Annotated in this window: 24 protein-coding genes and 1 tRNA gene; 18 read left to right on the forward strand and 7 right to left on the reverse strand. The window is 68.8% G+C overall.

Translation table 11 applies throughout. The annotated features are described in order from the left end of the window. Positions 1 to 185 precede the first annotated feature (185 nt). Positions 186 to 1013 carry a DUF559 domain-containing protein gene (locus CEP17_RS15240; RefSeq protein WP_239498588.1) on the forward strand — a complete coding sequence of 276 codons (828 nt, stop codon included), beginning with the start codon at positions 186 to 188 and terminating at the stop codon, positions 1011 to 1013. An 84-nt stretch (positions 1014 to 1097) separates the two neighbouring features. On the opposite strand, the gene CEP17_RS04745 is transcribed toward CEP17_RS15240, so the two are convergent. Further along, positions 1098 to 1667 carry a GNAT family N-acetyltransferase gene (locus CEP17_RS04745; protein WP_112931447.1) on the reverse strand — a complete coding sequence of 190 codons (570 nt, stop codon included), beginning with the start codon at positions 1665 to 1667 and terminating at the stop codon, positions 1098 to 1100. Further along, complete coding sequence (locus CEP17_RS04750; RefSeq protein ID WP_112931448.1) at positions 1664 to 2341, reverse strand: hypothetical protein; 678 nt, start codon at positions 2339 to 2341, stop codon at positions 1664 to 1666. Before CEP17_RS04750 ends, CEP17_RS04745 begins: the two co-directional genes overlap by 4 nt. 244 nt (positions 2342 to 2585) lie before the next feature. On the opposite strand from CEP17_RS04750, the gene ileS reads away from it, so the two are divergent. The 4 genes from ileS to ndk are packed head-to-tail and all read left to right on the forward strand — an operon-like array spanning position 2586 to position 8164. Then, complete coding sequence (ileS, locus tag CEP17_RS04755; RefSeq protein ID WP_112931449.1) at positions 2586 to 6005, forward strand: isoleucine--tRNA ligase; 3420 nt, start codon at positions 2586 to 2588, stop codon at positions 6003 to 6005. Beyond that, positions 6002 to 7354 carry a folylpolyglutamate synthase/dihydrofolate synthase family protein gene (locus tag CEP17_RS04760; RefSeq protein WP_112931450.1) on the forward strand — a complete coding sequence of 451 codons (1353 nt, stop codon included), beginning with the start codon at positions 6002 to 6004 and terminating at the stop codon, positions 7352 to 7354. Before ileS ends, CEP17_RS04760 begins: the two co-directional genes overlap by 4 nt. Next, positions 7351 to 7749: a DUF4233 domain-containing protein gene (locus CEP17_RS04765; RefSeq protein WP_231560347.1), complete on the forward strand. Its 399-nt coding sequence runs from the start codon at positions 7351 to 7353 to the stop codon at positions 7747 to 7749. Before CEP17_RS04760 ends, CEP17_RS04765 begins: the two co-directional genes overlap by 4 nt. Before the next feature lies 1 nt (position 7750). Continuing rightward, a complete protein-coding gene (gene ndk / locus CEP17_RS04770; RefSeq protein WP_005053482.1) occupies positions 7751 to 8164 on the forward strand; it encodes a nucleoside-diphosphate kinase in 414 nt (137 codons plus the stop codon). An 87-nt stretch (positions 8165 to 8251) separates the two neighbouring features. Here the strand turns inward: ndk and CEP17_RS04775 are convergent, their stop codons facing one another. Then, positions 8252 to 8866, reverse strand: a complete 615-nt coding sequence (locus CEP17_RS04775) for a vitamin K epoxide reductase family protein (RefSeq protein ID WP_112931451.1) — start codon at positions 8864 to 8866, stop codon at positions 8252 to 8254. Between the two features lie 306 nt (positions 8867 to 9172). On the opposite strand from CEP17_RS04775, the gene CEP17_RS04780 reads away from it, so the two are divergent. After that, on the forward strand, positions 9173 to 11617 hold the full coding sequence (locus CEP17_RS04780) for an Rne/Rng family ribonuclease (RefSeq protein WP_112931452.1): 2445 nt from the start codon (positions 9173 to 9175) through the stop codon (positions 11615 to 11617). Between the two features lie 24 nt (positions 11618 to 11641). Here the strand turns inward: CEP17_RS04780 and CEP17_RS04785 are convergent, their stop codons facing one another. Continuing rightward, positions 11642 to 11914 carry a DUF4031 domain-containing protein gene (locus CEP17_RS04785; protein ID WP_036318562.1) on the reverse strand — a complete coding sequence of 91 codons (273 nt, stop codon included), beginning with the start codon at positions 11912 to 11914 and terminating at the stop codon, positions 11642 to 11644. Positions 11915 to 12106: 192 nt separating this feature from the next. Here CEP17_RS04785 and rplU point away from each other — a divergent pair, with 192 nt between their 5' ends. From rplU to nagE, 11 genes are all read left to right on the forward strand, one after another. Then, on the forward strand, positions 12107 to 12415 hold the full coding sequence (gene rplU / locus CEP17_RS04790) for a 50S ribosomal protein L21 (RefSeq protein ID WP_005053490.1): 309 nt from the start codon (positions 12107 to 12109) through the stop codon (positions 12413 to 12415). Between the two features lie 18 nt (positions 12416 to 12433). After that, the gene (gene rpmA / locus CEP17_RS04795; protein WP_023950785.1) at positions 12434 to 12691 is read left to right on the forward strand and encodes a 50S ribosomal protein L27; all 258 of its coding nucleotides are present in this window, start codon (positions 12434 to 12436) and stop codon (positions 12689 to 12691) included. 108 nt (positions 12692 to 12799) lie between these two features. Next, on the forward strand, positions 12800 to 14320 hold the full coding sequence (obgE, locus tag CEP17_RS04800) for a GTPase ObgE (protein ID WP_039416783.1): 1521 nt from the start codon (positions 12800 to 12802) through the stop codon (positions 14318 to 14320). Continuing rightward, the gene (gene proB / locus CEP17_RS04805; protein ID WP_036318567.1) at positions 14317 to 15150 is read left to right on the forward strand and encodes a glutamate 5-kinase; all 834 of its coding nucleotides are present in this window, start codon (positions 14317 to 14319) and stop codon (positions 15148 to 15150) included. The genes obgE and proB overlap by 4 nt, the downstream gene beginning before the upstream one ends. Before the next feature lie 49 nt (positions 15151 to 15199). Continuing rightward, the gene (locus tag CEP17_RS04810) at positions 15200 to 16471 is read left to right on the forward strand and encodes a glutamate-5-semialdehyde dehydrogenase (protein ID WP_112931453.1); all 1272 of its coding nucleotides are present in this window, start codon (positions 15200 to 15202) and stop codon (positions 16469 to 16471) included. 40 nt (positions 16472 to 16511) lie between these two features. Beyond that, a complete protein-coding gene (locus tag CEP17_RS04815; RefSeq protein WP_039416779.1) occupies positions 16512 to 16739 on the forward strand; it encodes a hypothetical protein in 228 nt (75 codons plus the stop codon). 9 nt (positions 16740 to 16748) lie between these two features. Next, complete coding sequence (gene nadD, locus CEP17_RS04820) at positions 16749 to 17351, forward strand: nicotinate-nucleotide adenylyltransferase (protein WP_112931454.1); 603 nt, start codon at positions 16749 to 16751, stop codon at positions 17349 to 17351. Next, complete coding sequence (locus CEP17_RS04825) at positions 17348 to 18262, forward strand: hypothetical protein (RefSeq protein WP_112931455.1); 915 nt, start codon at positions 17348 to 17350, stop codon at positions 18260 to 18262. Before nadD ends, CEP17_RS04825 begins: the two co-directional genes overlap by 4 nt. Continuing rightward, entirely contained in the window at positions 18259 to 18636 is a 378-nt protein-coding gene (rsfS, locus tag CEP17_RS04830) for a ribosome silencing factor (protein WP_036320905.1), read from the forward strand. The genes CEP17_RS04825 and rsfS overlap by 4 nt, the downstream gene beginning before the upstream one ends. Before the next feature lie 72 nt (positions 18637 to 18708). Beyond that, positions 18709 to 18784: transfer RNA gene (locus tag CEP17_RS04835), tRNA-Ala, on the forward strand. Between the two features lie 158 nt (positions 18785 to 18942). Continuing rightward, a complete protein-coding gene (gene nagE / locus CEP17_RS04840) occupies positions 18943 to 20922 on the forward strand; it encodes an N-acetylglucosamine-specific PTS transporter subunit IIBC (RefSeq protein ID WP_112931456.1) in 1980 nt (659 codons plus the stop codon). A 59-nt stretch (positions 20923 to 20981) separates the two neighbouring features. Here nagE and CEP17_RS04845 read toward each other — a convergent pair whose 3' ends face one another. The 3 genes from CEP17_RS04845 to CEP17_RS04855 are packed head-to-tail and all read right to left on the reverse strand — an operon-like array spanning position 20982 to position 23451. After that, positions 20982 to 21692 carry an SOS response-associated peptidase gene (locus tag CEP17_RS04845; RefSeq protein ID WP_112931457.1) on the reverse strand — a complete coding sequence of 237 codons (711 nt, stop codon included), beginning with the start codon at positions 21690 to 21692 and terminating at the stop codon, positions 20982 to 20984. A 9-nt stretch (positions 21693 to 21701) separates the two neighbouring features. After that, complete coding sequence (locus CEP17_RS04850) at positions 21702 to 22763, reverse strand: phosphatase domain-containing protein (protein ID WP_039415894.1); 1062 nt, start codon at positions 22761 to 22763, stop codon at positions 21702 to 21704. A gap of 4 nt (positions 22764 to 22767) precedes the next feature. After that, a complete protein-coding gene (locus tag CEP17_RS04855; protein ID WP_036317297.1) occupies positions 22768 to 23451 on the reverse strand; it encodes a DedA family protein in 684 nt (227 codons plus the stop codon). Between the two features lie 82 nt (positions 23452 to 23533). On the opposite strand from CEP17_RS04855, the gene CEP17_RS04860 reads away from it, so the two are divergent. Beyond that, positions 23534 to 24856, forward strand: a complete 1323-nt coding sequence (locus CEP17_RS04860; protein WP_112931458.1) for an anthranilate synthase component I family protein — start codon at positions 23534 to 23536, stop codon at positions 24854 to 24856. The last annotated feature ends 33 nt before the right edge of the window (positions 24857 to 24889 follow it).

The following is a 24889-nucleotide window of genomic DNA, read 5'->3' on the forward strand; positions in this document are numbered from 1 at the left end:
GCCGCTGAGTTCCGAGGAGCTGGCGAATGCCGAGGAGCCGCCGGCCGCACTCGCTCCTCAGTTCGCGACATCTCCTCGGCATCCGGCGCACCGCCTCTTCCTCCCCAGCCCGCGCGGATCGCCCGCGACATCCACAGGACGGAGATCTCCGACCACGGCACCGGCAGAACAGCGACCCTGATCCCGTGTCGATCGAAGCCGAGGTGCGCGGTGCCGGCGGGATCGTGCGCGTGCGCCGACTGCGCGAGCGCGGATGGAGCGAGCGCAGTGTGCGGGCAGCGGTCGACCTGCAACGGTTGCAGCGACCGCGAAAGGGCTGGGTGGCCGTCCCCGACGCCGATCCGCACCTCGTGGCTGCGGCCCGCGCGGGAGTCGTCGTTTCGTGTGTGACCCAGGCCGAGAGGCTCGGTCTCTGGGTGCTCGACCGCAGCCAGCGACCCCACGTCGCCGCACCACCGCGCTCGGGTGGGGTCCGCGCCGCGCGGGCGCACGTGCACTGGGCGGAGCCGATCGTTCCGCGGCATCCCGACGCCCTCGTCGACGAGATCGAGAACGTGCTGGCGCTGGTCGCTCAGTGCCTCGCCTTCGAGGAGGCACTGATCGTGTGGGAGTCCGCCCTCGACAAGAAACTCGTCCGCCTGGAAGAGCTGCACCGCCTGCCGTTTCACGGCGCAGCCCGCCGGCTTCGGGAGCGTGCGAGCCCCTATTCGGGTTCGGGGTTGGAGACGATCTTCGTGTCGCGTCTGGGCTGGCTCGGTGTGCCGATCGTGCCGCAGGTGTGGATCGCGGGCCACCGTGTCGACTTCTTGATCGGAGCGCGCCTGGTCATCCAGATCGACGGCGCCACGCACGTCGGCGCGCAACGCACGAGCGACATCGCGCATGACGCCGAACTCATGCTTCTCGGCTATCACGTCATCCGCGTCGGCTACAGCCAGGTCGTCCACCGCTGGCACGAAGTGCAGGCCCTGATCATGCGCGCCGTCGCGCAGGGGCTGCACCTCGAGCGGTGAGAGGCATCACGACCGGGGGCCAGGCCACGCGGCGGATGCCGAGGAGATGGCGGATGCCGAGGAGATGGCGACCGCATCCGCTCCTCAGTTCGCGGCCTCTCCTCGCGAACCGATCGACGGCGAGCCGGCGCGGCGGGCCCACGCGTCACGGTCGACGGCGAAGGCGAGGTGTGGCATGTCGACGCCGCGGTAGTGGGTGGTGAAGGTGCGGCGCACCGTCATGCCGAGTCGGATCGCGACGTTCATCGAGGCCACGTTCGTCGAGCGGATCTTCGCGTACAGCTCGTCGATCCCCAGCGTCGAGAACGCCCAGTCACGACACCCGGCGGCGGCCTCCACGGCGTACCCGTGACCCCAGTGAGCGCGCTGGAACAGGTAGCCGACCTCGACGATCTCGTCGTCATCGATCTGCTGCCGCGTGATGCCGCACTGCCCGATCATCCGACCCGTGTCGCGACCGACGACCGCCCACAGCCCGAAACCGTCGTCCCGGTACCGCTGCTGCATGCGACGCAGCCACGCCGACGATTCCGCATCGCTGAACGCGCCGTTGTACGCCGTCATCGCCTCCGGGTCGTGGAGGATCGCGCGCAGGTCCGGCAGATCCTCGTCGGTCATCTCGCGCAGCCGCAGCCGCGCCGTCTCGATGTTCACGCGACGATCCGGATGCCGAGAGCCTGCGCGAACGCGGGGGCGTGAAGCTCAGCCTGTCGGGGCTGGAGCCAGGCACCGGTGAGCGCACGAACATCGGTGAATGCCAGCGCTTCGAGCCCGCGCAGATCCACATCGTCGCCTCGCATTCCACGCGTGTCGACCTCGTCGACGCGGCATCCCTCGAAGGCGACCCGCGCGAGTCGCGCCTCAGGCAGATCGATCGAGCCGAAGCTGCAGTCGACGAAGAGCACGTCGGTGAGCTCGGCGGACGGCAGCGAGAGGTAGTCGATGTGCGCGCCGCGCACCACGACGCTGTCCCAGCGCACCCGCAGCCCGTCGAGCGTCGCGATGCGCCCGCCGGTCAGCTCGACATTGCGCCAGCTTCCGTCACGCGCGACCAGCGCCATCGCGCGGAGCTGGTCGACCGCGACGTCGACGAACGTGGCGCCCGTGGCGTCGACGTGACCGGCGGCCGGTCCGGAAGCCGCATCCACCCGAGACTCGACGAGACGGCAGTGCGCGGCATCCACCTCGCCGCCCACACCGTCGACGAGAACGCCGAGCAGGTCGGCCCGGCTGCGCAGCGCGCTGACCGCGTCGAGGTCGGTGGGAACGTCGGGGGCGCTGATTCGCGGAGGCCGGGGACCGAGAGAACCGGAGGAGCGGGCAGCCATCCCTCGAGCCTACGCGCCCGGTATGATGGTCTGATCAGCACCGATCCGGCCATCACCGGGGAGCTCGCGGAAGAACGCCCAGGGAACCCCCCGGGGTCACTAGAACCGCGCGGGGCAGGCCCGTCACAGCCGTCGCATGAGTGGCCGACGATGGGTGTCGGCAAGCGGGGTGGTACCGCGGTCGCACGATCGTCCTCGCAGGAAGACTGCACGAATCCGATGCACGAGCACCTGCTGGAGTGACATGAGCTACCCCCGTCCCTCGACGAACCCCGCCGCCGGCGTCACGAGCGCTTTCGGTCCCGCCGCCGACGTGTCTCCGAGCCCCCGATTTCCCGCCATCGAGCGCGACGTGCTCGACTTCTGGACGCGCGACGACACGTTCCGCGCCTCGATCGCGCAGCGCGACGGCGCCGAGGAGTGGGTCTTCTACGACGGCCCGCCGTTCGCCAACGGTCTGCCGCACTACGGACACCTGCTGACCGGATACGCGAAGGACCTCTTCCCGCGCTTCCAGACGATGCGGGGCAAGAAAGTCGACCGCGTCTTCGGCTGGGACACGCACGGACTTCCGGCGGAGCTGGAGGCCATGAAACAGCTCGGCATCACCGAGAAGAGCGAGATCGAGCAGATGGGGATCGCTTCCTTCAACGCGAAGGCCCGCGAGTCGGTGCTCGAGTACACCCAGCAGTGGGAGGACTACGTCACTCGACAGGCCCGGTGGGTCGACTTCGAACGCGGGTACAAGACCCTCGACACCGGCTACATGGAGTCGGTGCTGTGGGCGTTCAAGGAGCTCTGGGACAAGGGTCTCGCCTACGAGGGGCACCGCGTGCTGCCCTACTGCTGGCGGGATGAGACTCCTTTGTCGAACCACGAACTGCGCATGGACGACGACGTCTACAAGATGCGGCAGGACCCCTCGGTCACCGTCACGTTCCCGCTCGTCGGCGTGAAGGCGGAGAGCCTGGGGCTCACCGGTGTCCGCGCCCTCGCGTGGACGACCACGCCCTGGACGCTGCCGACCAACCTCGCCCTCGCGGTCGGTCCCGACATCGAGTACATCGTCGTGCCCGGTGGGCCGAACGGAGCGGCGGATGTCCCGGCATCCGGCCACGACGAGGGCGCGGCGGCACATCGCTACCTGCTCGCTTCCGATCTGCTCGGCGGCTATGCGAAGGATCTCGGATACGAGAACGCGGCCGAGGCGGCCGAAGCCGTGGAACGGACCATTCTCGGCAGCGAGCTCGCGGACGTGCATTACGACCGGCTCTTCGACTACTACGCGGATGCCGAGGTGTGGGGAACCTCGTCGGCCTGGCGCATCCTCGTCGACGATTACGTCAGCACGACCGACGGCACCGGCATCGTGCACCAGGCACCGGCGTTCGGTGAGGACGACCAGCGGATCACCGAGGCGGCCGGCATCCCGCTGATCATGAGCCTCGACGACGGCGGGCGCTTTCTCCCGCAGGTCGGCGATGTCGCGGGCGAACTGTGGATGGACGCCAACCGCCCGCTCATCCGCCTGCTGCGCGCCGAGGGCCGCCTGCTGCGCGAGGCGTCTTACGAGCACTCTTATCCGCACTGCTGGCGCTGCCGCAACCCTCTGATCTACAAGGCCGTCTCCAGCTGGTTCGTCCGCGTCACGGCGATCAAGGACCGTCTGATCGAACTGAACGAACAGATCACCTGGGCGCCGGAGAACGTCAAGCACGGCCAGTTCGGCAAGTGGCTCGAAGGCGCCCGCGACTGGTCCATCAGCCGCAACCGCTTCTGGGGCTCGCCGATCCCGGTCTGGCGCAGTGACAACCCGGAGTACCCGCGCGTGGACGTGTACGGGTCGCTCGCCGACCTGGAGCGCGACTTCGGCCGGCTCCCGCGCAATGCCGCCGGCGACGTCGATCTGCACCGTCCCTTCATCGACGAGCTGACGCGCCCGAACCCGGACGATCCGACGGGAGCGAGCACGATGCGGCGCATCGAGGACGTCTTCGACGTCTGGTTCGACTCGGGGTCGATGCCGTATGCCCAGGTGCACTACCCGTTCGAGAACCGGGAGTGGTTCGACGAGCACGCGCCGGCCGACTTCATCGTGGAGTACATCGGCCAGACGCGCGGCTGGTTCTACGTCATGCACGTCCTGTCCGGTGCCCTGTTCGACCGGCCCGCCTTCACGGGTGTCGCCTGCCACGGCATCGTGCTCGGAAGCGACGGGCAGAAGATGAGCAAGTCGCTGCGCAACTATCCGGATGTCAGCGAGGTGTTCGACCGCGACGGCTCCGACGCCATGCGGTGGTTCCTCATGGCGTCCTCCGTGCTGCGCGGCGGCAACCTCATCGTCACCGAGGAGGGGATCCGCGCCGGAGTGCGCGAGTTCCTGCTGCCGCTGTGGAACACGTGGTACTTCTTCGCGACGTACGCCAACGCCGCCGCCCCCGGGGGTTACCAGGCGACGTGGCGCACCGACTCGACGAACGTGCTCGACCGCTACATCCTCGCGCTGACCGGAGACCTCGTGCGCGGCGTCGCCGCCGACCTGGAGCAGCTGGATTCGACGACCGCCGCGGCCACGCTCCGCGACTTCGCCGAGGCGCTGACCAACTGGTACGTCCGCCGATCGCGCGACCGCTTCTGGGTGGGGGTGACCGACGACCCGGCATCCACCGAAGCGTTCGACACGCTCTACACGGTGCTCGAGACGTTGACGCGCGTCGCCGCGCCGCTGATCCCGCTGATCTCCGAGCGCGTGTGGCAGGGCCTGACCGGTGGTCGCAGCGTGCACCTGGAGGACTGGCCCGACGCCGACGCGTTCCCGACGGCATCCGACATCCGCACCGCGATGGACGCCGTCCGTGAGGTCTCGAGCGTCGCGAACGCCCTCCGCAAGAAGGAGGGCAAACGCGTGCGCCTGCCCCTGCCGCGGCTCACGGTCGTGGTGCCGGACGCCGAGGCGCTCGCACAGTTCGAGGACATTCTGCGCGACGAGCTCAACGTGAAGGCCGTCGAGCTCGTCGAGCTCGAGGCGAGCACGGCGGTCGACTACGGCATCACGCACCGCCTGTCGGTCAATGCCCGCGCCGCCGGTCCCCGCCTGGGCAAGCAGGTGCAGCAGGTGATCGCCGCCGCCCGCGCAGGGGAGTGGACGGACGCCGACGGCTCTGTCGTCGTCGGCGGGATCGCCCTGGAGCCGGGGGAGTACGACCTCGTGCTCGAGACCGCCGGACGCCCCGACGGCGAGGCGCTCGCGGTGCTGACGGGTGCGGGAGACCGCCAGGGCGGCTTCGTCCTGCTCGACACCACCACGACGCCCGAGCTCGAAGCCGAGGGGCTCGCGCGCGACATCATCCGCGCCGTGCAGGACACCCGCAAGGCCGCCGGCTTCGACGTGAGCGACCGCATCCGCCTGCAGCTGCTGTTCTCCGCATCGGAGGATGCCGCGGCCGTCGCGGCCGCCTTCGCCACCGCGGACGTCGCGGGCGAGACACTCGCCCTCGACTACGCGGTCGTCTCACCCGAAGGCACCGCGCTCGTCGGAGAGGGATCGGTGTTGGCTGCCGCCGAGACGATCGACGCCGATCACACGGCGGTGGTCGCCGCCGGCACGTACGCCAACACCGGCGACGTCACCGTTGCCGTGACCCGGATCGGAGCGTCCTCGTGAACGACCGCCAGCGCGCCGACGCCGTCTACCGCGCCCTGTTGACCCGCCAGGGCGAGCAATGGGTGCAGCCCCGCGTCGAACGCACCCGCCGCGTGCTGGAACTGCTCGACGACCCGCAGCGGACGTATCGCGTCGTGCATGTGACCGGGACGAACGGGAAGACCTCGACCAGCCGCATCATCGAATCGATCGTGCGCGCCCACGGGTTGCGCACGGGGCTGTTCACGAGTCCTCACCTCGAACGCTTCACCGAGCGGATCATGATCGACGGGGAACCGATCGACGACGGCCTCATCGCCGACGCCTGGGACGAGATCGCCCCGATCGTCGACCTCGTCGATGCCGAGCTCGCGGCATCCGGCGATGCAGCTCTCACCTTCTTCGAGCTGCTCACGGTGCTCGCCTTCGTGGCATTCGCCGACGCCCCGGTGGACGTCGCGGTCATCGAGGTCGGGATGGGCGGAAGCTGGGACTCGACGAATACGGCCGACGGGGACGTCGCAGTGATCGCACCGATCGATCTCGACCACGCCGACAAGCTCGGCCACACGATCGCCGAGATCGCCGCCGTCAAGGCCGGAATCATCAAGACCGGTGCCTCCGCGGTGTCGGCGCAGCAGCAGCCATCGGCCCTGAGCGTCCTCACCGCGGCCGCGGCTGCACGGGGCGCGTCCCTCGCCGTGGAGGGAACCGCCTTCGGTCTGACGAGCCAGGCCCTCGCCGTCGGGGGCCAGCAGCTGAGCGTGCGTGGCCTCGCGGCGACATACGACGATCTCTACCTGCCCCTCTATGGCGCCCACCAGGGTCACAACGCCGCCCTGGCGATCGCGGCCGTCGAGTCGCTCATCGGCGCCGGAACGCAGCCCATCGCACCCGACGTGCTCGCCGACGGCCTCGCACAGGTGACCTCGCCCGGACGCCTCCAGCTGATCGGGGTCGCGCCCACCGTGCTCATCGACAGCGCGCACAACCCGCACGGCGCACGCGCCCTCGTGGCCGCACTGGGCGACTCGTTCGACTTCGACGAATGGGGCGTCGTTCTGGGTGCCTTCGCCGACAAGGACACGGCGGGGATCGTGGCCGCTCTCGCCCCGGCGGCGACCCAGGTGTTCGTGACGGCGCCGGACTCCGATCGGGCAGCCGACCCCGACGCGCTGGCCGACCTGGTCGAAGCTGCGGGAGTTCCCGTCACCGTGCACCGCGACCTCTCCGACGCGGCCGAAGCCGCGCGCGAGTGGGCGGCGGGCTCGAACCGACGCGCGGTCGTCATCGCGGGCAGCGTCGTGCTGGCGGGCGAGGCCCTGCAACTCGCTGCCGACGGTGACTGGAAGTCGGGGTGGAGCGCGTGAGCGGGCGCGTGCGACGCGCGCGCGGCGCGGAAGAGTCGCTCGCGCAGGTCGTGCTCGGATTCGAGTCGATCATCGTCTTCCTCGGCGGCCTGGCGATCTATGGCTTGAACGCGCTTCCCGACGGCATCCCCTCATGGTGGGGGATCGTCGGCGGCTCCGTCCTCGCGGCACTCATGGTCGTCACCACCGGCCTGACCCGCTCACGTGTGGGCATCCTGCTCGGCTGGCTCTGGCAGGTCGTCGTCGTGCTCGGCGGACTGATCGTGCCCGCACTCGTCCTCGTCGGAGTGATTTTCGGGGGCATGTACGCGTATGCGACCATCAAGGGCAGAGCGCTCGACCGCCGCAACGCGGTGCGCGCAGGCGCTTCCCCGCACGTCACGAACGGAGACTGAAATGCCCACCGAAGAGACCCTCGTCCTCGTCAAGCCCGACGGCGTGGCGCGCGGCCTGACCGGAGCGATCCTCGCGCGCATCGAGGCCAAAGGCTACGCCCTGGTCGACATCAAGCTGGTCGAGCCCGACCGTGACGTCCTCGAGCAGCACTACGCCGAGCACGCGGGGAAGCCCTTCTACGAGCCGCTTCTCGAGTTCATGCTCTCAGGGCCGTCTGTTGCGATCCGTCTCGCCGGCAACCGCGTCATCGAGGGGTTCCGTTCACTCGCCGGCACGACCGATCCCACGACCGCGGCACCCGGCACGATCCGAGGAGACTTCGGCCGAGACTGGGGCCTGAAGGTTCAGCAGAACCTCGTCCACGGCAGCGACAGCCCCGAGTCGGCCGCACGTGAACTGGCGATCTGGTTCTGATCCCACCCTGCGCGATCCGGTGCCGTTCCGTCCCTGAGACGGGAGGGCACCGGCCGTTCGAGCGCCGGGCGCCGGCGACGCGGAGTCTCAGAAGATGACGTCGAGCAGCTGCGGGACGGCGTCCAGGCGCAGCTGCGCCAGGAGGAGGACGACCCCGTACGACACGAATGCCATGAGCGGAACCCATGCGGCCAGCGCCGCACCGACGGCGCGCACGCGCGGCTGCGAGGAGACCACGCCCGAGCGCAACAGATGGACGGCCACGGCGTAGAAGGTCGGGATCGTGACGATCCACGTGACCATGCACCACGGGCAGAGAGTTCCGAGGAAGAAGATGCTCTGCGTGATCAGCCAGATCACGAAGCCGAAGGCGAAGGTGATGCCGGCGAAGAAGGTGATCCAGAACCACCGAGCAAAACGCGCTCCGGCGAGAACAGCCATCCCCACCACGATCGGCGCCATCCACCCGGTGAGGCCCAGGATGGGATTGGGGAAGCCGAAGACGCTCCCCTGGGCGGAGTCGAGGTTCGTGCTGCATTGCACGACGACACTGAAGTCGCACGAGGCCGGTGCGGTCGATCCGGCGGCTTTGTCGAACTTCTCCAACGTCAGGGCGAACGCCGCTATCCAGCCGATCACCCCGGCGATCACGAGCCAGATGGCGAGGATCTTGGGGCGTGCATCGACGGTCTGCGCGGACATGCTGGCGATTATCGCATCCACACGCATGGTCCTCGCTGAGAGGTCGGGCGAGGGCCGGATGATGCTCCGAGCGTCGCTCTGCTCAATCTTCGCCGGATGATGCGATAATGGACGCCGATGCATTGCGGCCGCGCCGCACCCCGCATCACCGAAGACTTCGGGCGATGAACGCCCTTGGCAGCACGAGTCCCGCCGACGAGCGGGTGAGGCTGCAGACCGAGTGAGTATGCGGTTCCCCAGCATCGGGTGACGCCGCCAGAGTTCACCCGACGGCACGCGGAGCCGGCGGCGAGGAGTAAGCCAGAGATGGCCGATGAGAACAACGATCAGTCCACAGCCCCTGCCGACGAGGTCCTGACCCCGCCGCTTCTCGTCTCCGAAGGCGACGTCGCGTCGACGGACGCAGACACGCCTGACGCCGAGACCGGCGCCGAGGCGGAGCCCGAGTCGACGGCGCCGGTGACGCCCGAGCAGGCTGCGGATGTGCAGCCGGTCGCGGAGGCCCCGAGCGTCGAGACCGCCACCGCGGACAGCACCGCCACCGACACCGCTGAGCCCGAGACGGAAGAGGCCGGCGCGGCCGACACCGCCGAGCCCGAGACGGAAGAGGCCGGCGCGGCCGACACCGCCGAGCCCGAGACGGAAGAGGCCGTCACGGCCGTGAGCCTCGGACTTCTGCCCGCGGACTTCGTCTCCGCCGTCTCCACGAAGCTGGTCTTCTACGCTCCGACCATCGTGCCGCTTCCCGCGCGTCCCGGCGTCCGCCTGGATCCCCGAGACGATCGCGACGAGGGCGCGTCCGATTCGGGCACGAGCGCGCGCCGGCGCAACCGTCGACGTGGCGGCGGATCGTCGGCCAACGATGATGACGCCCCGCGAGAGCAGAGCCAGCCTCGCCGGCGCGCCGTGGAGTTGATCACCGAGCCGCAGCGAATCAAGGGATCGACGCGCCTCGAGGCCAAGAAGCAGCGTCGCCGCGACGGCCGCGAGGCCGGACGCCGCCGCACCGTCGTCACGGAGGCCGAGTTCCTCGCCCGCCGCGAGGCCGTGGACCGCGACATGATCGTGCGCTCGAAGAACGGTCGCATCCAGATCGCGGTTCTCGAAGACAACGTGCTGGTCGAGCATTACGTCGCTCGCAGCCAGGAGTCCTCGCTCATCGGCAACGTCTATCTCGGCCGCGTGCAGAACGTCCTGCCGAGCATGGAGGCGGCCTTCGTCGACATCGGCCGGGGCCGCAACGCCGTGCTCTACTCCGGAGAGGTCGACTGGGATGCCGTGGAGACGGGCAACCAGCCGCGGCGAATCGAGCTGGCGCTCAAGAGCGGCGACCGCGTTCTCGTCCAGGTCACGAAGGACCCCGTCGGCCACAAGGGCGCGCGCCTGACGAGTCAGATCTCGCTGCCGGGCCGTTACCTCGTGTACGTGCCGGGCGGCGCCATGAACGGCATCTCGCGAAAGCTCCCCGACACCGAGCGCGCGCGCCTCAAGCGCATCCTCAAGGAGGTGCTGCCGGAATCCAGCGGCGTCATCGTGCGCACGGCCGCTGAGGGCGCTACGGAAGAGCAGCTCACGCGCGATGTGCAGCGGCTCACCGCACAGTGGGAGCACATCTCGTCGCAGGTCGAGAAGATCGGCGCCCCTGCGCTCCTTCACTCCGAGCCCGACCTGCTCGTGAAGATCGTCCGCGATGTCTTCAACGAAGACTTCTCCAAGATGCTCATCCAGGGCGAGGACGCTTACCAGACGATCACGGCCTATCTGGCCGGCGTCGCGCCGGACCTTCTCGAGCGCGTGGAGAAGTACGAAGACGACCAGGACCCGTTCGACCGCTTCCGCGTGACGGAGCAGATCGAGAAGGCGCTGGACCGGAAGGTCTGGCTGCCGTCGGGCGGCTCGCTCGTCATCGATCGCACGGAGGCCATGACGGTGGTCGACGTCAACACCGGCAAGTTCGTCGGCTCCGGCGGCAACCTGGAGGAGACGGTCACCAAGAACAACCTCGAGGCCGCCGAGGAGATCGTCCGCCAGCTCCGCCTGCGCGACATCGGCGGCATCATCGTCGTCGACTTCATCGACATGGTGCTCGAGTCCAACCGCGATCTCGTGCTGCGACGCCTCGTCGAGTGCCTCAGCCGCGATCGCACCAAGCATCAGGTCGCCGAGGTGACCTCGCTCGGCCTCGTGCAGATGACCCGCAAGAAGCTGGGACTGGGACTGCTCGAGACCTTCAGCGAGGCGTGCGAAGTCTGCGCGGGCCGTGGCGTGATCGTGCACCACGACCCGGTCGTCAAGCACCGCGGTGCGCCGGCGCCCGCATCCAACGGCGGACGTCGGTCGCGCCAGAACTCCTCGCCCGCCACCTCCGCCGGCAACGGCTCCGTGAGTGGGGGGACGCACGTGATCACCGAGAGCGCGAAGTCGGCGCTCGCCCAGATCGCGGCGTCCACCATCCACACCGCAACCGAGGATGCACAGGAAGCCTCCGAGGTCGCCGAGGTGACGCTGCCCGACGTCCAGCCGGAGGTCGCGCCCGAGCGCGCGAAGCGCCCGCGCAAGAAGCGCGAGTCGGCTCCTCGCTCGTCGTCCACCGAGCGGAGTGAGAAGGAGATCCTTCTCGACTCGGTTCTGAGCGCTCTGCCGGAGCCGAAGGCGCCCGGCCAGGGGCGGGGACGTCGTCGCGTCACCACCGCGGCGCTGACCGGCACCCCGGTCGCGGCGACGCCGAGCGCCGAATCCGCTGCGGAGTGACGTTCGCGCGTCGCGGGGGCGCTCTCAGCCCTCGCGACGCTCGCGCGCGGTGATGCGCAGACCCGAGGCGATCAGGCGTTTGACGAGTTCGCGGCCGCTGACGTGCTCGGCTCCGGCAGCGATCAGACGCGGCAGCGCGTCTTCCGGGACGTCGTAGTGGTCGCGATCGAATCCGCGCCGAGGGATGCCGTTCGCGGCGGCGAAGGCGTGCAGTTCATCGAGGTCGCTGTCGCTGACCAGATGCGCCCACATCCGCCCGTGGGCGGGCCAGCGCGGGTCATCGATGAGGATCGCCATCCCCGCAGTCTAGGTCGACGCGCGACACGCCTCGCTTCGCTTTTGCCGATGACCTCGGCATCCGGTAAAGTAGACCCTTGGTGCGTCGAGTTTCGCCTCCGCACTGGATATTTGGGTACACCCTCAGGGGACGTACTCGTCCCATGAAGACAGCCGGGGCCGTTGGCTCCGCAGAAGAAAAACAGGTGTGAAGTGGTTTACGCAGTTGTGCGCGCCGGTGGCCGTCAGGAGAAGGTGGAGGTCGGCACGATCGTCGTCCTCGACCGTCAGCAGGCCAAGATCGGCGACAAGCTCGAGCTGCCCGCGGTGCTGCTCGTCGATGGTGACGCCGTGACGACCGACGCCGACAAGCTCGCGAAGGTGACCGTGACCGCCGAGGTCCTCGGCGAGGAGCGCGGCCCGAAGATCGTGATCCAGAAGTTCAAGAACAAGACCGGCTACAAGAAGCGCCAGGGCCACCGTCAGGACCTCACGCGCGTCAAGATCACCGGCATCAAGTAAGCGGAAGAGGCACACGAGATGGCACACAAGAAGGGCGCAAGCTCTACCCGTAACGGTCGTGACTCCAACGCCCAGCGACTGGGCGTGAAGCGTTTCGGCGGCCAGGCCGTCAACGCGGGCGAGATCCTCGTTCGCCAGCGCGGAACGCACTTCCACCCGGGCGCCAACGTCGGTCGCGGCGGAGACGACACGCTGTTCGCCCTCGCCGCCGGTGCGGTCGAGTTCGGCACCAAGGGCGGCCGGAAGGTCGTCAACATCGTCGCCGCCGCGGAGTGACCGCGCGTTCGACCACGAACATCATGAGGTGAGGGGCGGGCTTCGGCTCGCCCCTCCTTCGTTAGATCCCCTTTTCCCCTTTCCCACCTTCCCCGTCAGGAGACCGACATGGTGACCTTCGTCGATCGAGTGACGCTCCATCTGCGCGCCGGCAAGGGCGGCAACGGCTGTGTGTCCGTGCGCCGCGAGAAGTTCAAGCCGCTCGCCGGTCCCGATGGTGGCAACGGGGGACACGGCGGCGATATCGTCCTCGTCGCCGACCCGCAGGTGACGACGTTGCTGTCGTACCACCACTCACCGCACCGCGCTGCCGGAAACGGCGGTTTCGGCATGGGCGACAACCGCTCCGGCGCCGCGGGGGAGAGTCTCGAGCTCGCCGTTCCGGTCGGCACGGTGGTGAAGGATGCCGAGGGGGAGACGCTCGCGGATCTCGTCGTCCCCGGTACCCGCTTCGTCGTCGCCCCCGGCGGTCAGGGCGGGCTCGGCAATGCCGCTCTTGCGAACCCCAAGCGCAAAGCGCCCGGCTTCGCACTGCTCGGTACGCCCGGGTGGGAGGGTGACGTCCTCCTCGAGTTGAAGACGGTCGCCGATGTCGCCCTCGTCGGCTTCCCCTCGGCGGGCAAGTCCAGCCTCATCGCGGCGATCTCCGCGGCACGCCCCAAGATCGCCGACTACCCGTTCACGACGCTGCATCCGAACCTGGGCGTCGTGCAGGCCGGCGACACGCGCTTCACCGTGGCCGACGTACCCGGACTCATCGAGGGCGCGAGCGAGGGCAAGGGGCTGGGACTCGAGTTCCTGCGCCATGTCGAGCGCTGCACCGCACTCGTGCACGTCCTCGACTGCGCGACCCTGGAACCCGGTCGTGACCCGCTGAGCGATCTCGACGTGATCCGCGAGGAACTCGCGAACTACCCGGTTCCCGAAGGACAGACGCCGCTGCTCGATCGCCCGCAGCTCGTGGCTCTGAACAAGGTCGACGTGCCCGAGGCCAAGGATCTCGCCGACTTGGTGCGCCCCGATCTGGAAGAGCGCGGCTACCGGGTGTTCGAGATCTCGACGGTCAGCCACGAGGGTCTGCGGCAGCTGACGTTCGCGCTGGGCGACATCATCGCGCAGCATCGTGTGCAGGTGGCCGAGTCTCCCGCAGCGGAGCGCATCGTGATCCGCCCCAAGGGCGCGCAGAAGGACTTCGAGATCCGCGTCGAGGGCGGGACCTACGGAAACGTCTATCGCATCCTCGGCGACAAGCCGCTGCGATGGGTACAGCAGACAGATTTCCAGAACGAAGAAGCGGTCGGCTTCCTCGCAGATCGCCTCGAAAAGCTGGGCGTGGAAGATGAGCTGTTCCGCGTGGGAGCGGTCGCGGGCTCGACGGTCGTGATCGGGCCGGGCGACGGCATCGTGTTCGACTGGCATCCGTCGCTCTCGTCGGCCGCCGAACTGATGACGGCTCCGCGCGGCACCGACCCCCGCCTCGACCTGAACCCGCGCCGCACCACATCACAGCGACGCGAGCGCTACCACGAGCGGATGGACGCCAAGGCGGAAGCCCGGGCGGAACTCGAGGCCGAGCGCCTCGGGGTGCCGGACTTCTCCTTCGACGGAGAGGATGACGAGCAAGCGTGAGCGTGCACGATCGGTCCGGCATCGCGGGGGCGCGTCGCGTCGTCGTGAAGGTGGGCTCCTCTTCCATCAGCGGGGACAACCATCACCGCATCGAATCGATCGTCGACGCACTCGCGGCCGCACACGCCCGCGGCACGCAGGTCGTGCTGGTCTCCTCCGGCGCGATCGCCACGGCGCTGCCCCTGCTCAACCTCGACGGCCGGCCCTCCGATCTCGCGACCCAGCAGGCGGCGGCCGCGGTCGGCCAGAACGTGCTCATGTGGCGCTATCAGACCACGCTGGAGCGATACGGGCTTCTCGCCGGCCAAGTGCTGCTGACGGCCGGTGACCTCGAGAACGCCGCACACCGCGCCAATGCCCGCCGCGCAGTGGATCGGCTGCTGGGTCTGGGCGTTCTGCCCATCGTCAACGAGAACGACACCGTCGCGACGCACGAGATCCGCTTCGGCGACAACGATCGCCTCGCCGCCCTCGTGGCCGAGCTGATCGGGGCCGATGCGCTCATCCTTCTCAGCGACATCGCATCGCTGTACACCCGTCCGCCGTCCGAACCCGGCGCCGAAGCGATCCACACGGTGCCCTACGGCGACGACCTGAGTCGCTTCGAGTTCGGATCGGTCGTCGTCAACAGCGTGGGCACCGGGGGAGCGGCCACCAAGGCATCCGCGGCACGCCTGGCCGCGGCATCCGGCATCGGCGTGCTCGTCACCAGTGCCGACCTCGTCGAGCAGGCACTGTCGGGCGACGACATCGGCACCTGGTTTGCTCCGAACCCCGAAACGCCGCCGCGCGTGGGCACCACGCCGTTGCCCACGGTGAGCTCGGTCTGACCCCGCCGCCCACGTCGGAGGCCGGGGCACCGCTCGGTAGAATGGGCGGATGACCACCGTCTCCGTCGACGCGCCCACCGCCGCACGCCACCGCATCGAACGTGCGCACGAGGCGGCACGCGGCGTGGGACTGCTGACCGATGCGCAGAAGGCCGAGGCGCTGCGCGCGATCGCGGACGCGATCGAGGCAGCCACCGACGACATCGTCTCGGCGAACACCGTCGATCTCGAGCGCGGAGAGCGCGACGGCCTGTCCGACGGCCTCCTCGACCGTCTTCGCCTCGACCGCGCCCGGGTCGCGGCCCTCGCCGCTGCCGTGCGCGACGTCGCCGAGCTGCCCGACCCGGTCGGCCGCGTGCTGGACGAGCGCACGCTGAGCAACGGTGTGCGCCTGCAGAAGGTCTCGGTGCCGTTCGGCGTCGTCGGGTCGATCTACGAGGCCCGCCCGAACGTCACCGTGGACATCGCGGCGTTGGCGCTGCGTTCCGGCAACGCCGTCGTCCTGCGCGGTGGCACGGCGGCGCAGGCGACGAACGCCGCACTCGTTTCCGCCATGCGCGATGCGTTGGCGGGCCAGGGGATCGACCCCGAAGCGATTCAGACCGTCGACGACTTCGGCCGCGAGGGCGCGCACGCTCTGATGCAGGCACGCGGCCTCGTGGACGTGCTGGTCCCGCGTGGCAGCGCGCAGCTCATCGAGACCGTCGTCACGCAGTCAGCCGTCCCGGTGATCGAGACCGGTGCCGGTGTGGTCCACATCGTCCTGGACTCGTCGGCTCCGCTCGAATGGGCCGAGCAGATCGTCGTGAACGCCAAGGCCCAGCGGCCGAGCGTCTGCAACGCAGTGGAGACGGTTCTCGTCCTGCGGGACGCTGCCGAGCGGCTGGTGCCTCCGGTGGCCGCCGCGCTGCAGGATGCCGGCGTCACCATCCATGGCGACGAGACCGTGCGCGAACTCGTCGTGGACGCCGTGGCAGCAACGGACGCCGATTGGTCGACCGAGCACATGAGCCTCGACCTCTCGATGCGCGTCGTGGACGACCTCGACGAGGCACTGGCCCATATCCGTCGCTACTCGACCCATCACACGGAATCGATCGTGACGACGGATGAGGCCCGAGCAGAGCGGTTCCTCGCCGAAGTCGACTCCGCCGTGGTGATGGCGAACGCGTCGACGCGCTTCACCGACGGCGGCGAGTTCGGCTTCGGCGCCGAAGTCGGGATCTCGACACAGAAGCTGCACGCCCGAGGGCCGATGGGCCTTCCCGAGCTCACCAGCACCAAGTGGCTGGCGCGTGGGTCCGGGCAGATCCGTATCTGACGGCCTAAACTGAACAGACCCGACTTTCGAAGGAGTCCGAATGACCCTCGCCACGACCCTCGCCCTCGCTGCGGCGCAGGCAGAGCCTCACGGCAACGTCCAGGCCCAGACGTTCATCTTCGGCCTGATCGCGTTCATCGTGTTCCTGGCGCTGGGACTGGTCACGGTGTCCTACCGCAACGTGGCGAACCGTCACTCGCACAAGGCCGAGGCCTACGCCAAGGCGCACCCCGTCGACCAGGCGCAGGTGGGACACGGCCACCACTAGGACGTCGGCATGACCTCGGTACGCGCCCCCCGCATCGGGGTCATGGGTGGGACCTTCGACCCGATCCACCACGGACACCTCGTGGCGGCGAGCGAGGTCGCGCAGTCGTTCGAGCTCGACGAGGTGATCTTCGTCCCGACAGGCATGCCGTGGCAGAAGGACAAGGAGAAGGTCACCGCCGGTGAACATCGGTATCTGATGACCGTCATCGCGACGGCATCCAATCCGCAGTTCACCGTCAGCCGCGTGGACATCGACCGCGGCGGCCCCACCTACACCATCGACACCTTGCGCGATCTGAAGAGCACACGTCCCGACGCGGAGCTCTTCTTCATCACGGGAGCCGATGCGATCGCCCAGATCCTCGGATGGCGCGACCACGATGACCTCTGGGACCTGGCCCACTTCGTGGCGGTGTCCCGGCCGGGACATGTCCTGTCCACCGAGGGCCTTCCCGAGGACGTCGTCAGCAGACTCGAGATCCCCGCCCTGGCGATCTCGTCCACCGACTGCCGTGAGCGGGTGAACCGAGGCCACCCGGTGTGGTACCTCGTGCCCGACGGCGTCGTCCAATACATTGCGAAGCACCACCTTTACCGGAGCGAGGCATGAGCACACCCGACCAGCCCGATACTCCCCAGCTGACCCGCCGTCAGTTGCGCGAGATGCGCAACACCGCCTCGACGCCGGTGATCACCCCCGCGGATGCCGAGAAGGCGAGTCAGCCCGCCAAACCGACACCTCCCGTCGTCGCGCCGCTGCCGCGCGCGGCCGAACCCGTCGAGGTGGCCGAGGCACCGCCCGCGGCGGCAGATGTCGACGTCGAAGCGCCGTCGTTCACGCGCCGCGCCGCGCGCCGCCAAGAGCGGCTGCGGACGGCTTCGGTGCCGGTCGCCGACGAGACACCAGCCCCCGCCGCGACCAGTTCCGAGACAGGTTCCGAGGCCCGCCCAGAAGACGTCGCCGCGGCGGATGCCATGGCGGAGAACGCGCCCGAGATCGCACAGGACGAGGAACGTCCCGTGGTCGCGCCGACGTTCGGTTCAGGTCTCCTTGCCGGCGAGAGCGTGGAGATCGACCTCCCGGCATCCTTCGATCAGCTCTTGACGCGCGGCAGCACCGCCACGGGGGCACTGTCGGCGCCCAATGCGCTGATCCTGTCGCAGACACCGGAGACCGGTGCGCTCGTCTCGCCGATCACGGGCACCGGAGAAGTCCTCATCACCGGGACGTTCTCGCTTCCCGAGTCGTTCGGGTCGACCGGCACCATGCCGGGTCGCACCGACAACAAGGAGACGGACGCCGTCCTCGTCGACGGCGAGCTGCCCGCCTCCTCTTCACCCACCCCGATCGCGGCCAGTTCCGCGATCAGCACGATCAAGAGTGCCGAAGACATCATCAAACCGCCCGCGCCCGAGAAGGGGAGCCGGCTGATGCTGGCCCTCGTCATCACCGCGGGTGCGCTGGCGCTGGCCTTGACCGGCGTGCTGATCGTGGCCCTCGTGACAGGAGCATTCCGATGACCGCCGCCGACACCACCCGCACCCTCGTGAACGTCGCCGCGGCGGCCGCCGAGAGCAAGGGCGCCGAGGACCTGCTCGCCTTCGACGTCTCCGAGCCTCTGCCGCTGGTGGACGCCTTCCTCCTCGCCACCGGATCCAGCGAGCGCAACGTGGCCGCCATCGCTGACGCGATCGAGGAGGCGATGCTCGAGAACGGTGTCAAGCGTCTTCGCCGCGAAGGCCGCCAGGAGTCGCGGTGGGTGCTCCTCGACTTCGGCGACCTCGTCGTCCACGTCTTCCACGAGCAGGAGCGCGTCTTCTACGGACTCGAGCGGCTGTGGAAGGACTGCCCGATCATCCCGATCGAGGTGCCCGCACCCGCCGTCGCGGACTGAGTCGTGTTCGTCGCACCCCTCGGCATGTAGTAAGCTTGAGGGGTTGCCGCGGAGCGGTGACAAACTGAAAATGGGCCTGTGGCGCAGCTGGTAGCGCACCTGCATGGCATGCAGGGGGTCAGGGGTTCGAGTCCCCTCAGGTCCACCAAGAACCCCCGGGTAGCTCCCCGGGGGTTTCGCGTTTTCGTCGGAGATTTCGCCGATTCCTGAGTGAATGCTGTGCGTTTGGCCTGATCGGGGGTAGCGTCCCATGCGTGGCTCGCGCGCTCGCGAGAGCCAGTGCCCCACCAGGACGGAGTTTCATCGATGAAGTTCTTGCAACGCTTGGGTCGGTCGATCATGCTGCCGGTGGCCGTGCTGCCGGTGGCCGCGATCCTCTCCGGCATCTCGTACTGGATCAGCTCCGCTGCGGGCGGTGCCAACACCGCCTCCGCCTTCCTCGGCGCGGCCGGCGGGGCACTCCTGGACAACATGCCGCTCCTGTTCGCCGTCGGCGTGTCGATCGGTATGGCCAACAAGACCGACGGCACGTCGGCTTTGGCGGGCCTCGTATCGTGGCTCACGATCACCACCCTCCTTGCGCCCGCCACGATGCAGAAGCTGCTGGGGCTGGGGGAGTTGGGCGATGTGAACCCCGCCTTCGGCAAAGTCCAGAACGTCTTCGTCGGCATCGTCGCCGGCCTCATCGGCGCGTGGTGCTACAACCGGTTCAAGGACACGAAGCTGCCCGACGCACTCTCGTTCTTCTCGGGCAAGCGCTCCGTCGCCATCGTGACGGCCGGCCTGTCGCTCATCGTCGCCGTCGTACTGATGTTCGTGTGGCCCGTCGTCTTCGGCGCGCTGGTAACTTTCGGCGAGTGGATCTCCACGATGGGTCCGGTGGGAGCCGGAATCTACGGCTTCCTGAACCGTCTGCTGATTCCGACAGGTCTGCACCACGCGCTCAACTCGGTGTTCTGGTTCGATGTGGCCGGCATCAACGACCTGGTCAACTTCCTCAACGGCACCGGAACCTACGGCGTCACGGGCCAGTACATGGCCGGGTTCTTCCCGATCATGATGTTCGGTCTGCCGGGCGCGGCCCTCGCGATGTATCTCACGGCCGACACGCGTCGCAAGAAGATCACCTACGGAATCATGCTCTCGGGCGCGATCTCCTCGTTCTTCGTCGGCGTCACCGAGCCGCTGGAGTTCTCCTTCATGTTCGTCGCGCCGTGGTTGTACCTCATCCACGCTGTCTTCACGGGGATCTCGGTGATGATCACCGCGATGCTGCCCACGCGCCTGGGCTTCGGCTTCTCGGCGGGCTTCATCGACATGGTGCTGCAGTGGACGAACCCGATGGCCGAGAACCCGTGGATGCTGCTGCTGCTCGGCGTCGCCTGGTTCTTCATCTACTTCTTCACGTTCTACTTCGTGATCAAGCGCTTCAAGCTCAAGACGCCCGGCCGTGGCGACGAGCTCGACGAGCAGGACGCCGACAACGCCGGCACGAGCCTTTCCGGGTATCACGGCACGGCGGAGAAGTTCATCGCGGCTCTCGGCGGCAGGGACAACATCATCGAGGTCGACAACTGCGCCACACGTCTACGGATGGAGATCGCCGACCCCTCTCAGGTCGATGAGCACGCCCTCAAGCGCGCCGGAGCCGCGGGGACCATCAAACCGGGAGGCCACTCCGTGCAGGTGGTCTACGGCCTGAACGTCCAGTTCGTCAAGGACGCGATGGAGGACATCCTCAACGATCGCACCATCGAGGCTTTCCGCGGGGCCGATGCCGGCCAGACCGGCGCACTGGCAGGCTTCGTCGGGGGTGTCGGCGGCGCCGCGATCGCCGCGGGTGCTGCTGCCGAGCAGCGGCTGGATTCGTCGGTTCCGCCGGCGGTCCTGCAGCTTCGTCAACCGGTGGCGGGCCGCGTGCTCGCACTTTCCGAGGTTCCGGATGCGATGTTCGCCCAAGGAACGATGGGCCCGGGCCTCGCGATCGACCCCACCGGAGACACGATCGTCGCGCCGGCCGGCGGCACGGTCGCATCGGTCTTCCCGACCGGGCATGCGATCGGCCTCGCTCTCGCGGACGGCACGGAGCTTCTGATCCACGTCGGCATCGACACGGTCGACATGAAGGGCGGCGGCTTCGAGACGCTCGTGACAGCCGGAGACACGGTCGAGCCCGGCACGCCGCTCCTTCGCTTCGACCCGGAGAAGATCCGCCGCGCGGGGCACTCCGCGATCACTCCGGTCATCGTGCTCAACAACGAGGATGCGACGATCGAGTTCGCGTAGGGATCGAACGATCCTGCCGAGTACGGCGGGACGGGCCTTCGGGTCCGTCCCGCCGTTCGTCACGACAGCGGTGCGATCAGCTGCGGACCGTTGTTGCGCACGTTGCCGACGGCGCGGTCGACTTCGCGCATGAGCATGCCGTCCACCAGGGCGGGGGCAGCGTCGATCGTCGCGTCCAGCAGATCGCCGACATTCTCCGTGGTGGGGTCGAGCCACACATCGGCGTAGTCCGAGTCGATGAACAGCGGCATGCGCTCGTGAATCGAGCCGAGCTGACCCACGGCATCCCTGGTCATGATCGTGAAGCTCAGCACCCACCGCGAGGGGTCGTCCGCGGCCTTCGCGGGGTCTTTCCACCACTCGTAGAGACCGGCGAAGAACAGCGGCTCGTCGTCAGACGGGTGGATGTAGTACGGCGACTTCACGCCATCTTCGGTCTTCCACTCGTAATAGCCGGATGCCGGGATGACGGCTCGCCGCGCGATCAGCGCCTGCCGGAACATCGGCTTGTTCTCGACCTCTTCGGCGCGTGCGTTGATCGCCTTCGCACCGATACCCATGTCCTTTGCCCACCCGGGGATCAGACCCCAGCGCGCCGCCTCCAGGCGACGCGTCGGGGGCTCGGTCTTCGCGGAGTCGAGCACGATCGCCACGCGGTCGGTCGGCGCCACGTTGAACGAGGGCTGGGGAAGATCGTCTCCGACGACATCCACTCGCAGCACACCGACGAGCTCGGAGCCGGAACTGCCCACGACGAATCGACCGCACATACGGTCAGCCTACGCGGGGCCTCCGACGCCGTCGGCCGGGCCGCCCACGACACCGATCTCGGCGAGACGATCGAGAAGGGCGGCTCCGTCGTCACCGGCTACCCACGGGACCGTCGCGGCCGTGTGATCGTCCACGGCCGTACGTCCTCCGGCGAGCACCGCCTCTGCCGGCGACAGCCGTCGGATCGCGACGGCCGTGACGTGCTCGGGGTGCGCGCCCGTGAACGCCGTGTACAGAGCATCGTCGTGCTGCCCGTCGTCGCCGATGAGCACCCATCTGACGTGGGGGAACTCACGCGCGAGGCGCCGGAGATTCTCCTCCTTGTGGGCGCGGCCACTGCGGAACCACCGGTCGTGCGTGGGGCCCCAGTCGGTCAGCAGCAGGGCGCCGGGAGGGAAAAGATGACGACGGAGAAAACGCTGCAGCGTCGGCGCGACGTTCCAGGCGCCCGTCGAGAGGTAGATCATGGGTGCGCCCGGATGCTCCCGCACGAGACGCTCGAGCAGCACGGCCATGCCGGGCACCGGTTGGCGAGCGTGCTCGTTGACGACGAAGGAGTTCCAGGCCGCGATGAGCGGCCGGGGCAGGGCCGTCACCATGACCGTGTCATCGACGTCGGAGACGATGCCGAAACGAACGTTTGAGCCCACGACGAACACACGCGTCGAGAACGGTTCGGAGCCCTCGACGGTCATCGACAGGGGCTGCCACCCCGGCTGCAGCCGGGCCGGCAGCACGGCGTCGATGACGCCGCCACGGTCGGCGATCACCTCGTGGGTGGCTCCGTCCACGGTCACGGTCACGGTCGCATAACCGACGGGAACGGCGGCGAAGCTGCGCCAACCACGGACACCGCCGTCGTCGCCGCGCCGACGACGGACGCGGACGGGAGGGACGATCAGCACACGGCCGAGGACGCGCACCCAATCCTCGCCGCCGTAGCCGGGATACGCCGACACACTGGCGCGCAGGCCGCGGGCGCGCGCCCGACGCTCTCGCCACGCATGGAACCGGTACTCCAGTCGGGCGATCCAGAGCACCTTCAGGCGTGGTGCGGGTTCGGCGGCCATCGATTCAGTCTCCCATGCCGTCCGAGCGCTGCGTGCCGGTCGCCTCGTCGTCCGGTCGCATGTGACGCGCTTCGCGTGCCACGATCACGCGCTTGGCGACGTAGGCGAGAAAGAGGAAGACGACGATCGCGCCGACGAAGAAGTACCCCGCCGTATGCAGACGGTCGGCCATCTCGCGATAGGTGCCCGCCGCCGCTGCCGCCACGCTGACGTAAGCCGCCGCCCACACCGTGCAGGCGGGTGCCGTCCACGCGAGGAAGCGCCGATAGGAGAACCCGCTCATCCCCACTGTCAAGGGCACGAGCGAATGCAGAACCGGCAGGAAGCGGGAGAGGAAGATCGCCGGTCCACCGCGCCGTCGCAGATAGAGCTCGGCGCGCGTCCAATTGTCTTCGCCGATCCGACGTCCGAGCCGCGAGAACCGGATGCGGGGGCCCAGCCATCGACCGAGCCAGAATCCCACGCTCTCGCCGATCAGAGCGCCCGCGACGACCACGACCATGAGCACGACGGCCTCGCCGACCGAACCGACAGCGGTGGAAGCGACGATGACGACGGTGTCTCCGGGCACGATCAGGCCGACGAGAACACTGGTCTCGAGCATGATGGCGATACCCGCGAGAACCGTGCGCAGGACGGGGTCCACACTCTGCACGGCATCGAGCAGCCATGAGAGGAACTCGTTCACCTCTCCAGCCTATGGCGGGTGAGGGTGTGTGCATGCTGAACATTGCCGGACGGCCGCCGAGCGTCCCGACTAGCCTGGAGCGATGACCACGCGCCTCGTCGCCCGTCGGCACGACTGGGTCGACCCGGCCGTCGTCTTCGAGGCGATCCTCAGCGGCGAGGAGCACGCGTTCTGGCTGGATGCCGGACCGGGCGCCACGACAGGATTCAGCTGGCTGGGAACGGGCGCTCCCGGCGTCGGCCCCCGAGATGTTGCGCTGGTGCCGGACGTGCGCCCGGCGGCGGTCGTGCCCGGTCCGTTCCAGGGCGGGTGGGTGGGGTGGTTGGGCTTCGATGACGCCGCGGCGGCTGCCGGCGCCCCCGGGCGAGCCGACCCCGCCGACGGACCACAGGAGCTGTGGCTGCGAATCGAGTGGTTCGTCGTCTTCGACCACGCCGCCCACGAGGTGTGGATCGCCGCGCCGGCCGACCGCGGCGAAGCACTCGCCTCCGCGGTGGACGGCGCCGCGACGGCCGCGCCGCGGACGGAGACGCCCCGCCGTTCCGCCGCACACCGCCCGCCGCCGGTGGCATCGGCACGCCAGACGCCCGAGGAATATCGCGCACTCATCGCCCGGTGCCGCGACGCGATCCGCGCCGGCGACGCCTACCAGCTCTGCCTGACGACGCGGTTCACGGTCGCGGCATCCGCACCGTTCGATCCCACCTCGACGTATCTGACGCTGCGGGAGGCGCTGCCCGCGCACCACGGCGGAATCATCCGCAGTGGCACGACAGCGCTGCTCAGTGCGAGCCCGGAGCGTTTTCTCGACGTCGCCGACGGCCTGGTGCGCACGCGCCCGATCAAAGGCACCCGGCCGCGCGGCCGCGACGCCGACGAGGACGCCGCGCTGCGTCGCGAGCTCGTCGACAGCGTGAAGGAACGGGCCGAAAACGTCATGATCGTCGACCTGATGCGCAACGACGTGCAGCGGGTGTGCCGGCCGGGAACGGTGCGCGCCGAACGCCTGCTCGAGGTCGAGTCGTACGCGGCCGTCCACCAGTTGGTCAGCACGGTAGCGGGCGGGCTCCGACCGGACGCCACCCTCGGGCAGCTGCTGGACGCCGCTTTTCCGGCGGGGAGCATGACCGGAGCGCCGAAGCTGTCAGCGATGACGATCCTGTCGGCGCTGGAAGGGCGAGGTCGCGGCATCTATTCCGGATGCTTCGGCTGGGTCGGCACCGACGGCCACGCGGACCTGGCGATGACGATCAGGTCCATCGTGCTTCGTCCGGACAGAGCGTACGTCGGCGCCGGCGGCGGCATCACCTGGCTCTCCGATCCCGACGAGGAGGTCGCCGAGGTGGGACTCAAAGCCCGCGGCCCCCTCGCGGCGCTGGGTGCGGATCTGCCGCCGGGATGGTAAGGCGGGTCCGCTAACCTGGAAGCACGCCTCTCG

The organism is Microbacterium sp. PM5 (genome assembly GCF_003293595.1).
Taxonomy (GTDB): domain Bacteria; phylum Actinomycetota; class Actinomycetes; order Actinomycetales; family Microbacteriaceae; genus Microbacterium.